The organism is Dysgonomonas sp. 511, from assembly GCF_010501105.1.
In the GTDB taxonomy this organism is placed as follows: domain Bacteria; phylum Bacteroidota; class Bacteroidia; order Bacteroidales; family Dysgonomonadaceae; genus Dysgonomonas.
The window spans coordinates 1-14192 of sequence record NZ_QVMQ01000027.1; the positions used below are offsets into that span (position 1 = coordinate 1).

12 protein-coding genes are annotated in these 14192 nt (G+C 45.4%); 4 read left to right on the forward strand and 8 right to left on the reverse strand.

What is annotated here, in order from left to right; all coding sequences use genetic code 11:
• Nucleotides 1-269: 269 nt before the first annotated feature.
• Genes D0T57_RS12255 through D0T57_RS12265 form a run of 3 tightly spaced genes read left to right on the forward strand, consistent with a single transcriptional unit; the run spans nucleotide 270 to nucleotide 2085 of the window.
• Entirely contained in the window at nucleotides 270-905 is a 636-nt protein-coding gene (locus D0T57_RS12255) for a hypothetical protein (RefSeq protein WP_163273782.1), read from the forward strand.
• 13 nt (nucleotides 906-918) lie between these two features.
• Nucleotides 919-1554, forward strand: a complete 636-nt coding sequence (locus D0T57_RS12260) for a hypothetical protein (RefSeq protein ID WP_163273783.1) — start codon at nucleotides 919-921, stop codon at nucleotides 1552-1554.
• A gap of 24 nt (nucleotides 1555-1578) precedes the next feature.
• Nucleotides 1579-2085 carry a DUF2867 domain-containing protein gene (locus tag D0T57_RS12265; RefSeq protein WP_163273784.1) on the forward strand — a complete coding sequence of 169 codons (507 nt, stop codon included), beginning with the start codon at nucleotides 1579-1581 and terminating at the stop codon, nucleotides 2083-2085.
• A 56-nt stretch (nucleotides 2086-2141) separates the two neighbouring features.
• Here the strand turns inward: D0T57_RS12265 and D0T57_RS12270 are convergent, their stop codons facing one another.
• From D0T57_RS12270 to D0T57_RS12305, 8 genes are all read right to left on the reverse strand, one after another.
• Nucleotides 2142-5504, reverse strand: coding sequence for an AAA domain-containing protein (locus D0T57_RS12270; RefSeq protein ID WP_163273785.1), 3363 nt, complete (start codon nucleotides 5502-5504; stop codon nucleotides 2142-2144).
• Nucleotides 5505-5510: 6 nt separating this feature from the next.
• Entirely contained in the window at nucleotides 5511-6008 is a 498-nt protein-coding gene (locus D0T57_RS12275) for a hypothetical protein (protein WP_163273786.1), read from the reverse strand.
• 134 nt (nucleotides 6009-6142) lie between these two features.
• Entirely contained in the window at nucleotides 6143-7198 is a 1056-nt protein-coding gene (locus tag D0T57_RS12280) for an o-succinylbenzoate synthase (protein ID WP_163273787.1), read from the reverse strand.
• 102 nt (nucleotides 7199-7300) lie between these two features.
• A complete protein-coding gene (locus D0T57_RS12285) occupies nucleotides 7301-7900 on the reverse strand; it encodes a phosphoglycerate mutase family protein (protein WP_163273788.1) in 600 nt (199 codons plus the stop codon).
• A gap of 71 nt (nucleotides 7901-7971) precedes the next feature.
• Nucleotides 7972-8793 carry a 1,4-dihydroxy-2-naphthoyl-CoA synthase gene (menB, locus tag D0T57_RS12290; RefSeq protein ID WP_163273789.1) on the reverse strand — a complete coding sequence of 274 codons (822 nt, stop codon included), beginning with the start codon at nucleotides 8791-8793 and terminating at the stop codon, nucleotides 7972-7974.
• 329 nt (nucleotides 8794-9122) lie between these two features.
• On the reverse strand, nucleotides 9123-10148 hold the full coding sequence (locus D0T57_RS12295) for a YeiH family protein (protein WP_163273790.1): 1026 nt from the start codon (nucleotides 10146-10148) through the stop codon (nucleotides 9123-9125).
• Between the two features lie 84 nt (nucleotides 10149-10232).
• Nucleotides 10233-11900, reverse strand: coding sequence for a 2-succinyl-5-enolpyruvyl-6-hydroxy-3-cyclohexene-1-carboxylic-acid synthase (gene menD / locus D0T57_RS12300; RefSeq protein ID WP_163273791.1), 1668 nt, complete (start codon nucleotides 11898-11900; stop codon nucleotides 10233-10235).
• A gap of 140 nt (nucleotides 11901-12040) precedes the next feature.
• Complete coding sequence (locus D0T57_RS12305; protein WP_163273792.1) at nucleotides 12041-13138, reverse strand: isochorismate synthase; 1098 nt, start codon at nucleotides 13136-13138, stop codon at nucleotides 12041-12043.
• A 242-nt stretch (nucleotides 13139-13380) separates the two neighbouring features.
• On the opposite strand from D0T57_RS12305, the gene D0T57_RS12310 reads away from it, so the two are divergent.
• Entirely contained in the window at nucleotides 13381-14106 is a 726-nt protein-coding gene (locus D0T57_RS12310; protein WP_163273793.1) for an alpha/beta fold hydrolase, read from the forward strand.
• Nucleotides 14107-14192: the final 86 nt, after the last annotated feature.

Genomic DNA, 14192 nt, shown 5'->3' on the forward strand with positions numbered 1-14192 from the left:
AAAATACCAATAGAAAACCTTTTCAATGATCAGCAAACTCAAGTAAAATATCAAAATGATACTCAATTAAGTCTTAATTTTTTTTAGTGGACACGAGTGAATTATCATTCGCCCGCAGACTTTTACTATTCCGGGCGAATGATAATTCGCCCCTACAGTAGTCAAAACTGGAATATCACTTTTTCTTGCATTTGCCCTGCTTCTTGTCTTTATATTTTTCATTTTTCACTTTAAAATCCTTATATTTGATATGAAAAAGAACCTTACTGATGGATAACGATACACCCAGCCGGTCTTTGTACATAGAAACGATAATTCCCCTGCTTAGGAAACAGGATTTCCGTTCGGCAATCATTGTGTCTATACTTTTATATGTATCGCTCATCGTTTTCTATCTTCTGATGGCAGGTAGTTACGACTTCAGTCTGGACTTTTATCCCGGTAGAAATTTGGGCTTTTTGTTAGAGATAGGTGCATTCGTGTCCGTATTGGCTTTAGCCACAGTGCAGATGCAGATGTTCAGACGATACCTTTCCAGCTTTATCGGCTCGTACAAAGCCCGGCAATATATGTTTGTGTTTACCTGTATGCCTTTTGGTAGCTGCGTTCTTATCGGGTTGTTGGCTTGGTTGTTGCAGCAATCGGGGATATACGACTCTTATTATTTCCTTGTTTTGCTTGTCCCAGCCAATTTTCTGGCATTGCAATTGCTGGGTGGCTACCAGATATGGAAGATAGGACACAAAGGCAAGGACTTTGTAGGCGGTTTGTCGCTGGTGGGAGCTTCGATGTGTATATTCACTATCCTGTTTCCCCTTACGCTGCTAATGCCTTTGGCTGTCGGCTATGTATTTGTCAGGGCAAACAGGTATGCAGGCAAATATGGTTTTATGGAAGACAAATAAAAAAAGAAATAATATGGAAAACTCTCGGCACGATTCGTTATCCCTCAATGATATAGTGCCCCGGCTAAAGAGGCAGAATTTTCGCTCGGCTATTATCGTATCGGTAATACTTGTTGCCATACTGTTGATGAACTTGTTCTTTAATAATCTCGGTTTTTCTCTAGGTAGGATTTCTAATGGCTTGGTTCCCATATCAATGGGGGTATTGCCCGGTTTAGTCGGCTTATCATCTCCCGTGCTGATATCCGTACAAATGATTATGCTGAGGAAATACCTCCTCAATTTTTCAGGATCGGAAAAAGCTTGCAAGTATCTTTTATATTTGTCTGTTGCACCGTGGTTTCTTATAGCTTTATTTGTTATCTTTATAGTATATTATATTGCAAGTAATAACAACGATACGTTGCTATTCTTTTTGCTCTTTGTCCCCCTGTTGGCTATTCTTGTCCTGCAATTTATGGCGGGATGGCAGATTGTGAAAATTAACAGCAATGGCAACGATTTTGTAGGCGGCTTATCCGTCGTAGGGCCGCTGATGTGTACGGCATCTATCCTTTTCCTATTAATGTACCTTATCCCTTTTGCCGTAGCTTACGTCTTTTTTAAGGCTGAGAAATATAGCGATCGTTACGGATTTGAAGAAGATTAATCAGATACTCAATTATAAATGCCCATGAAAGTAAAAGTAAGAAAAGCCGGTATTCCACAAGAAAGTGTTGCTCACAATTACCTTTGGGCAAACTACAGGGATACTTATATGTGTGAAGTAGCCCGAGAAAGCGATATCTCGCCCGACGATGTAATGGTCGCTTTCTGGACAGATCCTCCTTTTTGGGTCAGATCCCTGTTTCGTCTGCGTAATTCATTGGTACGTGTTTTCGGATTGAAAGGCGATGAAAGCCTAAGCCGCGAAAGCCTTGAACAATGCATACGCACGGGAGAGCAGCAGGGATTTGTGTCTGTTTCGATGAAGACAGCCGACGAAACTATTGTATTGCTTCGCGACAAGCATCTGAATGCTTACCTGTCGGTATATATGGCGGCAGGAGGCGGCTCAAAGCAGGTTTCGGCAACCACAATGGTGCAATACAAGAATAGATTGGGAAGGGTTTATTTCTCCCTGATCAAGCCTTTTCATCGTCTGGTGGTGAAGAGTTTGCTGTGTAGGGCGGTTAGTTGAAAATGGAAAATTGAAAGTAAGAAAATTTATTTTACTGGCAAGGTAAAACGATATTTTCAACTGGTTATACTCTCCAACAACTGACGATACAGCGGGTGCTGCATCAGCATAAAGTCGTTGCCGATGATGAATAGCTGTTCGCGTGCGCGAGTCAATGCCACATTGAGTTTACGGTCGACAGTGCGCTCGTTGTTCATCTTTATGAAGTTTTCGAGTTGGTACGGCCTGTTGAAGCAGAAGGAGATAATAATCACCTCGCGTTGGCTACCCTGATAGCGTTCTACCGTATCTATCATGATGTTTTGCAGTTCGGGTATCCCGCTTAGCTCCAGTTTTTGCCTGATAAGCGCCACTTGGTTGCGGAAAGGCGTTATAATGCCCAACGTCTTGTCGCCATCGAATTCTATGCCGTTTGCCTTATAAATATTCAGCAGGGCTATAGCAAGGTCTACGGCAATTTGTGCTTCGCTGTGGTTCGTTTTGTCCGAAAGGTTCGACACCTCAACCTCCCTCGATGGGATGAATGCTACCCTGCGGTTGGCCACAAGTGCCTGCATTGGGTCGTAGAGGTCGTATTTGCGCACCGGTAGTGGTATCAGCTGCCTTTGTGTGGCAGATACCAGTTCGTTGTTGTAGAACGGGCCGTTTACCAGCCGGGCTATATCTTCGTGCATACGCCCGTGATAGGTCAGTGTGTCGTATGCATTTGTCCATTCGTTCTTTTGGCAGATGCGAAAAAGTCTTTCGAAGAGCGATTCGTTGCAATCGTACAATTCCACCCTATTGAGGCGCGATTCTATCACCTTCGCTTTATCCTCACTTTGCAGGGTGATGGTCGACAGTTGTTTCTGGTCGCCTATCATTATAAATTTGTCCACCTTCGGTAGCAAACCTATTATTTGCGGTTCGAGTATCTGCGAAGCCTCGTCGATGATTGCCACATCGAAGTGTTTGAGGCCAAATATCTCAGGCTTTCCTGTGATGGATGCCAGCGTGCCGATAAATATGCGGGTGTTGTTTATGGTATCGAGCAATTCCTTGCGGTTGGCTACCTTGCCCGATATATTTTGCAAAAGGCGGTGGCGGTAGTTTTCTCCGCTCGACAGTTCTGTACCTATCCGTATAAACTTGTCGCACAAGGCCTCATCTTGCCCGAATGCACTGCAAATAGATGCGCACAGTTCGTCTACAGCGCGGTTGGTATATGCCATTATCAGTATATTCGAACGTTCACCGGCATATATCATTTCTATCAGCTTGCGGGCATATATCGAGGTCTTACCGGTTCCCGGAGGACCTGCAATGAGGAAATAGTCGCGCGCTGCCATTGCCTTGTCGAGTACGGTCTTTAGCTTCTGCTCCTGAGTGGCGGGTTTTTCGCCTGCCTGCTGATAGGTGGAGACCGGTTGGCGTTGACCCAGCAGCAGTTCTTTATTTTTTACCTTTGCCGACATAAAGGCGGCGAGGTTCTTGAACATGGCGTTGTAGCTATGGTCGAGCTTGTCGTGTTCTACAGCCCAGTAGCGGTAGCGCGAAAAGAAGTCGCGGTTGCGCTGCTTGTATCTAAACCGCAGTACGACCTCCGATGAGGATATCTTTACCACCGTGCCTTTCATTATCTGGTGCGTGAGTACCGTATCCTGTTCGGTATCGTGTGGATAGAGGATGCATATTTCGCCGGTGCGAAAGTTGGCGCTATCTTCGTTTGCTTCGCGGGCGAAATATATCACCATATCGTTTCCGCTGTCGTCTATCTGCTTTATTTCAAGGTCTGCTATCAGTTCCATCGCTTCTTTGCGTTCTGCAAACGATTTTGTCCATAGCGAGGATATACTTATGGAGGAGTCTGCACCTTGGTCGCCTGCCTTTTGCAAAAACATTTCGCGGGCTATGAAGCTCACATAACGGAAGAAATAGAGGCTTTCGGTGATGGTCGCCTTTTCCAGTGCTTTTTGCAAAGGTTCTATCTTGTACGAAAAGAAACTGGGTAGGTTGCTGCCATAATTGTTTGGGTCGAGCAGATTACTGAATATCCTCCTCACGCGGTTGGTACTGCCTGTATATAGCTTGTATTCGGTGGCTACTACAAGGTTGCGGATGTTGAGGATTATTTTTTCCAGTTTTTGAAACTTGGCTGCAAAGCGTATGTTTTCGCCTTTGTCTGTTGCAGCCGAGTATAGTATAGATGGGTATATATACCGTCCGTCTTTATCCGATACACTTTGTATCATCATGCGGTAGACTTCCGTTTGTGCCTCGTGATTGGGTGCTATCTTCCCTTTGTCGGATGCAGGGTAGGGCAGTTTGCCCGATTTCAATTCTATTATACGGTCGGCTCCCCTTTTCTCGTACGATGGCTGCAAAAGGTCGAGTCGCCCCTGAAAGCCATATTTTTCGGAAAAGAAAGATGGTTCGAGGATACATTCTTCCAGTTTGAAGCCGCCGGCGGGCATATCTTCGCGCACCACGCGTTTTATATTGTTGAACTGGGTGCGTGCCTTTGCCATGAAATCCTTGAAACTGGCATTGTCGCTAATATCACTGCACGAAGCATATTCGAAAGGCATCGCTTTGAACGATTTGAGAAATACGTCGTCGAATGTCAGGTTACCTATATCTTCGGCATAAATAAGCTGGTCGAGAAAAAAGTTGGCAAGGTTTCCCAGCAAGAGGTATTGCGAATTGGCATCGGGTTCGAATTTGCGCAGAAAGTAATGGTAGTGCGACACCCCATATTGCTGGAAGCATTCGGCTATTGCCGAAGCATCTATCAGGTAATCGGGTTCGAGCACGAAACTCTTGGGTACAAGGTGTTTCTGTTCGTCTTTCTTTACATCGAGCAGGTTGAGCTGCGCGCCTATCCATAGCTGATTGATGGTGTGGTTGAAGTCGCTGTTTGCCGAAGGTACGTTGTACTTCACTTTCAGCATTTCGCCGGGATAGGTGTCCGACTGGCATTCGATCACCTCGGCGCTCTTGTCTATGTGGGTTACCTGCACCCTGATGCGGTCTATAAGGTCGGCTACCTCCACCCATTCTTCGAAAGGCTGTTTGTCTTCCTCCTCTTTGCCCTGCCCTTCCATAAAGAGGAGAAACTGTTCTACAGTATCTTTTCCTATGAGGTATTGGTTGAGGTACACTTTTTTTTTCTCGCCCCTCAAATATTGGTTGACCTTGATGCGTATGGTGTGCAGTTGCCATTCCAGCTTTTTGGGTACACCGTATTTTTGGCAAATGAATACTATACGCGAAAACAGCGACGAAAACTGCATTATTTCGCCGGCTGTGATTTCTATACATGCTTGTTCGAGTATCCGTCTGAGTCGGATATACTTTTCTTCCGTTGGAAGTGGGGCTTTATCATTGATATCTAGTTCGCTACGATAATCGGATAGTATGAAAAAGCTTTTTTCTGGCATTTGTTTTTATCGTCTGATAAGGATATCCACTTGGTTATAAAATGTAAAGAGAAGAGGATTTCCATTGTTAGATTCTCCTATAATCGTTATGTCTACATATCCTTTTTTACGTATGATATCAATAGCATCAATCATGAAATATTGAAAATCTCTATCATCGATCAAGGATTCACCATAATAATCGGGGGCAATTGTCGTAGAGTAATAATGAATATTATTATTTGCAATTAAATGGAATTTTGCTCGTCCAAGATTTGGTATGTGAGATACTTTAAGCCAAGAGCTAAGGGTCTCTATATCTAATAAATCTTCGCGTCCAGGACGAAAATCAGCAATATAAGACTCCGTTACTCTAATAGTCGTTTCGAAGTAGCCATCGTAGTCAATTCCTATTTCTGTTTCAAAATTTAGTTCTGTAGCAATCCTGTATTCGTCGTCATCGCTACACGATGAGAACGATAGTATAGCTGACAATGAGAGAGCAATAAGTAATAGTTTGTTCATAGAAATCTATATTTAATATATCGGTATTATTAAAACACAAAAATACGAATATGTTTCACATATTACAACATATTGTACTTTATTTTAAATGCGTTTTTGTTGCAAGTGTTTGTATAATAGGTTTTTGTATATCTTTATGTCATCTTCGGAAGAAAGGTTTCGCCGTCAGGTGCATACCATAGGCAATCGCCCCGTACTTCGAGCGGCATTTCCACGTTGTTGGTATATAGTGCGCCTGTGCCCAGTCCTTGTGGCAACGGGTTGCCGTATGTGGCGCACCATTGGGCGATGGCATTCAGCCCGATGTTCGATTCCAACGCCGAGGTTACCCACCAGCCTATATTTTTTTCTTCAGCCAGCTTTATCCATTCTCCTGCCCCGCTGATACCGCCGTGTAATGTGGGTTTCAGTATTATATATTGCGGGCGGATAGTATCGAGCAGCTCTTCTTTTTGTTGCGGGTCGTTCACTCCTATCAGTTCCTCGTCGAGTGCTATAGGTAGGGGTGTGGTAGCGCAAAGGCGAGCCATTTGCTGCGGGTTTCCCGCACGGATGGGTTGCTCTATGGAGTGCAGGTTGAGTTGAGACAGGCGTTGCAGCTTATCCGGGGCATCATCGGGTGCAAATGCACCATTAGCATCTGCACGCAGTGTGAGCCTGTCGGCACTGAAGTGGCTGCGTATATAGTGCAGCAGGGCGAGTTCCTGCTCGAAATCTATAGCGCCTATTTTCAGCTTTATACAGCGGAAGCCTTGTGCCAGTTTTTCTTCTATCTGGGCTAGCATATAGCTGTAGTCGCCCATCCAGATCAGCCCGTTGATAGCGATTCCTTCTTCACCTCGCGAAAAAGGCGTATCGTAGAGATTGTAACTGCCGCATTGTAGGTGGCGCATTGCTGTTTCCAGTCCGAATAGGATGGAAGGGTAGGGGCGCAGTGCTTCTTTGTCTAACGTGCCTTCCTTTTCCAGCTGGCGACAGAAGTATTGCAAGCGTTCTTCGTAATCTTCGCTATAGTCGCAGCTAAGGTCGGGTAGGGGGGCGCATTCGCCTATTCCCCATCGTTCGCCGTTACCACCGCCGGCATTGTCCGATACTACTACATACCACACCTTATGGTCGTGGTACACTCCGCGCGATGTCCCGGCAGGGCGTTTGAAGCGGAGGGTGTGGGGGATGAGGCGGGTTTTCATTGTTGGTTGACAATTGAGAATTGAAAGTTGAAAGTGAAGGATGAGAAGTCGAGAATGAAAATATTATAAAATAAAGAATAACTTTCCATTTTCAACTTTCAACTATAGCAACTGAGGTTCCCAGATAGAAATATATTCTTCTTCCTGTCCGGCTTTCCATTCTTTAAATTGTTCGTAATTCTTCACCTTGTTATCTATTACAGCCCGGTACACATCTATGCCGCGCACTTTGTCGCCTTGTTTCCAAGCTTCCCATTTCACACGCAAGATGTCGTCGCGCGACACGGGATTTATCGCCATACATATCCTATCGCTTATGCGCTCCATCATGCCGGCGTATGGCGACTCGTTTTTAATGTGGATAATGTCTATCATCCACTTACGGTCGGTATTGTCTATGTATGTCAGATGCCATTCGAGGCACATATCTTGGGCGTCGAGCAGGTTCTTGTATGTTACTTCTTTTATGCGGGGGTTCTTGCTTATTTGCGATATTACTCCAAAACTTTGTTCGATGGAGAAGTTGTCGGTATATACATGGAAGTCTATATCGAGGTTGCTCATCAGCAATCCCATTTTTACAGAGCCTATCAGGTTGCACTTGCCGCCGATCTTTTCCCATGTTTGCTGTACCTGCAATTCATCTCTTATGAGAAATGCTTTTGCGAGGTTTTTGTTTGATGTTTCTGTAATTTCATTCATTGTTTTTGGGTCAATAGTGTTTTATCTTTGTTGTGTATTAAGGCTGAGTATATAAATCTTGCTTTGGCCGTTTATGGAAATTTCGGAAATTTCTTGAAATCGGGTTTCCGTTTTTCGAGGAATGCGTGCTTACCTTCCTGTGCTTCGTCGGTGAGGTAGTAGAGCAGGGTGGCGTTGCCGGCTAGTTCTTGTATGCCAGCTTGTCCGTCGAGTTCGGCATTGAGCCCCATTTTTATCATGCGTAGTGCCATTGGGCTATGCTGCATCATTTCGTGCGCCCATTTCACGGTTTCATCTTCCAGTTGGTCGAATGGTACTACGGTGTTCACCAGCCCCATATCCAAGGCCTCCTGCGCTGAGTATTGGCGGCAAAGGAACCATATTTCGCGGGCTTTTTTCTGTCCTACCACGCGTGCGAGGTACGAAGAACCGAATCCAGCATCGAAACTGCCCACGCGAGGGCCTGTTTGTCCGAAGATGGCGTTGTCGGAGGCAATAGAAAGGTCGCAGACTACGTGCAATACGTGCCCACCGCCTATGGCATAACCATTTACCATGGCGATAACAGGTTTGGGAAGCGAGCGTATTTGTTTTTGCACTTCGAGCACTTGCAGGCGTGGCACTCCGTCTTTGTCTATGTATCCGCCTTTACCTTTCACATTTTGGTCGCCACCTGCGCAAAACGCCTTGTCGCCAGCTCCGGTGAGCACTACTACATAGATATCCTGATGGTCGTGGCAGATGCGCAAGGCATCGCTTATCTCCATTGTGGTGGTGGGTGTGAATGCGTTGCGGTAGCGCGGGCGGTTGATTGTGATGCGCGCTATGCCTTCGAAGTAGTCGAACAATATTTCTTCATATTCTTTTATTGTTTCCCAGTTTCTTGTTGCCATGATATGTTGTTAAATAATATTGATTGCATATATTTTAAGAAACAAAGATAATATTTTTTGATGCGAACAGACGAATGAAATAGCGGAGAATTTATATTCCAATATTCTTATTATGCTATTTATATTGATAATTATTTGCTAATTGAAGGGGCGGGCAGCGGTAGGGTAATATTCCTTGTTGCGGAAGGAAATACTTTTTTTTGGCCGGGATTGGGGATTACTTATTATAAATTATAGAAGAATGCCCGGAGAAAATTATTCCCCGGGCATTCCTGCTTTATTCTTTAAACCTTATTTTATTTATATAAAAAAGGTAGCGTTGCAACATGCTATATCACAGGGAAATACTTTACAAGCATATATCCCCCGAATATAAGGAACAGGAATAATGCAAGGGCGAGTACAAAAGGTTTTACCCCTGCTTCTTTAAACTTAGAAAAGCTGGTTTCTATACCCAGTGCCGTCATAGCCATCGTCAGCAGGAAAGTATCTATATAGTTGATACCGTCTACCACAGGCTGAGGTAGCAGGTGCAGCGAGTTGAAGCCTATGACTACTATAAACCAGATGGCAAACCAGGGTATCATAATCTTTGTAGCCGATGCACTGCCATTGCTGTTTGCCTGTTTCCTCCGCGAAATGAAGAACGAAAATACAAGCAGCACGGGCGCAAGGAATATCACCCTTATCATCTTTACTATGATGGCTGACGATGCTATGCTTTCGCCCATTGCATTGCCTGCCCCTACCACATGTGCCACTTCGTGTACGGTAGCCCCTGTGTATATCGCCCATTGCTGAGGCGTGAGGTCGAAAAAGTTTGCGCGGAACATTACAGGGTAGAGAAACATGGAGATAGTGCCGAATATGACAACTGTGGATACTGCCACTGCCGTCTTGTAAGGCTTGTTGTTCAATACAGGCTCGGCACCCAGTACAGCCGCCGCCCCGCAAATGGCACTACCTGTTGCCGTAAGTAGCGACAGTTCTTCGTCCATCTTCAATAGTTTGCCTATCAGCAGGCCGAGCAGTATGGTAGCTGTTATTACGATGATGTCTATTATCACGGCAGTCGCCCCGATGTTGATAACATGCTGAAACGTAAGGCGAAATCCGTAAAGTATGATGGCAAGCCTTAGTATTTTTTTTGCTGAGAAAGTGATTCCCGGCCACCATTCATGCGGTGTGTATTTCCTCAGCGTATTGCCGTATATCATCCCTAGTATAATACCTACTATCAGAGGGCTGAAAGATAAATATCTTACGGCTTCTGTTTCGGCTATCAGGGTAGCTATCAGGGCAAAGAGGGCAACAAAAAGTATTCCGAATATAAAGGGTTTGTTTATTTTTTTCATTTTTTTTCGATTATTATTCTGCCGGAAAGGAAAAATCTCTCATGTAAACAAGCATTGTGCTGTATAAGTTTACTCCCCGGATGATTATTTTTTTAGATTATAGTAATACTCCTTAAAAGCTTTCTTGCTAATTTCCATATCTGTCTTTACTTCTAGTATGACCGGCTTGTCCATTCCTACGTCGACAAACAAAGTCAGAGCCTCTTCCAATCCTTCTTTGTCGCTTGCTTCCATATAACGGAAATCGGCAGCCTCGGCCCATCCCCGTGCATCGGTATGGTGTGTGGCGGCTACATATTGGCGTAGCGATGGCGCTTTACCCAATCCCGGCAACAGGTGGAAGATACCGCCGCCTCCGTTGTTTATCAACAGGATGCGCAGGTTCTTGATATGGCTGATATTCCACAGCGAGTTTAGCCCGTAGAAAAAGCTGAGGTCGCCTATCATCAGGTAGGTTATCCCCTCATACACTGCTGCAAAGCCTATGGCAGAAGGCAGCGAACTTTCGATGCCGTTTGTGCCACGGTTGCAAAACACGCTGAGAGTAGGGTCTTGCCTGTAAAGCTGTACGTTGCGCACGGTGGAACTGTTGGCAAGATGAAGCATGGAGTTTTCCGGCAAGTGCTTCAAGAAGCAGCCTACTGCCTGAATGTCGGAAAACGGGGTGTTGTCGCCCGGTTCTTCTATTCCTTGCGAAGCTTCCATCCACAAGCTTTTATATGGCTTCTCTTTTTCTCCGGCGGTATTATTGTATAGTTTTTCGAGAAAATCTATATGGTTGCTTTCTATCAGGTCGGTCAGCGATTGGAAAATATCCGCCACTTCGCCCGATGGACTGATATGCCAATGATGTGCAGGGTGGTTTGCCCGCAGGAATTGTTTCAGCCGCTTGGATACGATGTGTCCGCCCAGTGTGATTACCAGATCGGGTACAAAATTGGCTTTCTCCTCATCGGATATGGCATAGAGCCACGCATCGAAGTTGGATACGAAGTGTGGCGAAACACAGTTCGCAAGATATTCGGTAAGCACTACGCAATCGCTTTTTTGTGCCAGGTTTTCTAAAGCTCTGAGCAGTTCGGGCGATTTTGTGTGCTGTCCTACTATAATCATCTTTTTGCCCGGCTGCTGCCACGTTTCGGCAAAAGGCTTAATGTCTACCGTTTTGCCGACAGGGGCAAAGTGTATCTTTCGGGCTTCGGGCAGTTGCTCTACAGAATAATCGAACAGCGGTTCGCTAATCGGGATGTTGATATGTACAGGCCCACAGGCGTTTTGTGTGCAGGCTATCAGGGCTTCGTTTATCAGGCGGTTGCAAAGCCAGAGGTCATTGGAGTCTTTCACTTCGGGCAGGTTGACCGATTTCTTCGACATTGTGCCGAAAGCTCCCGGCTGAGGAATGGTTTGCCCGTCCATTTGCCCTATCCATTCGGGCGAACGGTCGGCAGAGATCACCACTAGCGGCAACTGCTGGTAGTAGGCTTCTGCTACGGCAGGGGCAAGGTTGAGAACGGCGGTTCCCGACGTGCAGCAGACAGCAGCAGGTTGCTCCGTACATTGTATAATGCCCAGTGCATAGAAAGCGGCAGAGCGTTCATCTACTACCACATGGCAGGAGAATGCCTCATCTGCCGAAAAGCTTTGTAGCAAAGGGGCGTTGCGCGATCCGGGCGATAGTACAATGTGGCGTATGCCATATTGCTTCGCTAATGCTACTGTTTGAAGTACGTTTTGTTTTATAGAATAAGACATAATATCAAGAGCCCCCTCAATCCTCCGTAGGGGGACTCACAGAGAGGGTATTTATTCATAATTTATAACTCATAATTCATAATTTCTTCTGTTTTCGTGGCTTCGCTTTAAGCCTCGGGGAGATTGGAGGGGCTTGGGATTTAAGGGGCCACTATTTTCCTTATCGTCTGCAACTTATTCTCTGTTTCCTCCCATTCCTTTTCCAGCCCGGAAGTAGGCAGTATTCCTCCGCCGGCGTATAGCCGCAATATATCGCTGCCTATCTGCATGCAGCGCAGGTTGACATATAACCTGCTGCCACCATCCATGCCGAGAGAACCTACAAATCCTGAATAATAGCGGCGGTCGTACGATTCATTTTCATTTATAAATGCAAAAGCTTCCTCTTTGGGAAACCCGCAAACAGCCGGGCTTGGGTGCAACAAGTGCAGTAGGTCGCCTATGCGATGCCCATCCTTTAGGCGAAACGAGAACTTGGTTTTCAGGTGTTCCACATATCCAGCCTGTGCGGTAAATGTGTCTGATGTTTGCATATCGCAGCCTATTGCACTTATCTGCTGCTGCATATAGTCTACTACTATCTGTTGTTCTTCCAGATTTTTATCGTCCCAATCGCCGCTGCCGGCTTGCTTTGTACCTGCCAGAGCCACGGTTTTATACGTGTCGCCGTGTTGTGCAACCAGCAGTTCGGGCGATATGCCCATCCATGCTCCTGTTTCGGGTGTGTTGCTCAGGAATACGAAGTTGGCGGGATACTTGTCGCAGGCAGTGCGGAAGGCGTTGCCTGCCGAGAAATTCTCCTCTTTCGGTGTGTCGTAAGTCCGCGAGAGTACCAGCTTGCGCAACCGGCCCGATTTCAGTGCATTATGGAATTTAGTATATATATATTTATATTCTTCGAAAGTGCCTAATGACGGCTGTCCGCCGATGTTGCGGTATGATGCTGACGGACTGAAATGCGTATTTTGCAGGAAGTGGAAAACGGCTTCCTCTCCTTTTTCATTCACTTCGGGGCGAATAATAACAGCCGGGCTATTCTCCGTAAGGCGGAAAGGGGCTACGACAAACCCGCTGTGGGAGTTCAAATCGGTGAGGCTACTTACTTTCGCAACGTCTGCCGAGGTTTGTACTACCAACTGTATTTGCTGCTGCCATGCCGGGCGATAGACGGCAAAGCGTATATTATTTTCAATAAGATGGTCGAAAATCCGGTAATCGAAATCTTGATTTTGTTCCATTTCTTTTAGAGTCTGTTTTAATTTTACAGCAAATCTTTTATTCTTCGGCAAAATAGCCGGTATTATGGTGCAAAAGTACAAAATAGAATATTCTTTCGGGGTGTTTTTCCTATTTATATTTTACAATAAGACATAGGGCTGGAAGAATAAAAGGCGTTTCAGAATTGCACTTCTTTAGCCGGAAATTACCTATCTTTATATATTGTAACTTTTTATAGCGAAACTTGGTAAGATAGAGGACAATGGCACAGGTATCAAACTTTTTGGGGAAACTATGGCAGGCTCTAACCGGAGGGCGGAAAAAAGGAACGCAGGCAACCAGCGTTTACTTCATATCGGGTATGTGCTACAATTGCACAGTGTTTGACTCACTTATATTGCCCAAAGGCTTCGAAAAGAAATACATAGAATGGTATATCCCGCAGGGCGACGAAACGTTGGAGCAATACGCCCGCGCTATAGCAAAGGATATAGATACAAACAGTCCTTTTGTGCTTGTCGGTTATTCGTTTGGCGGGGTCATCGTGCAGGAAATGAACCGTTTTCTCAGTCCGCAGAAGAATATCCTTATCTCTTCGTTCAAGGCGGTGGACGAAAAACCCATGTTGTTCCGTGCCGTCAAGCGTGCGCACCTTACGGGTATGATTCCCGACAGGATGTATTTGTCTACCGAGTTTATAACCGATGTTTTCAACCGCTTGGTGTATAATTTGCCTACCGAAGAACTGGCTCAGTATATGACCGTTACCGACCCGCGATATGTGAAATGGGCGGTACGTCAGATTACCGAATGGATACCCGAAGCGAATAGCAGCAACCTTTACCATATACATGGCACAGCCGACCAGATTTTTCCTTACGAACTTATCCGCAACGCCTTTCCTGTAGAGGATGGCGATCACCTCATGGTAGCGCGTAAGGCGCAGGTGGTGAGTTCGATACTGAACAGTATATTGCTGATGAGATAGGTGGTGTGAGTGTTAATGTGCTATGAAAACAATATAATTAGATAAATATTTTGTTTTTTTGTTTTTTATAAAAAGAACTTTAACTC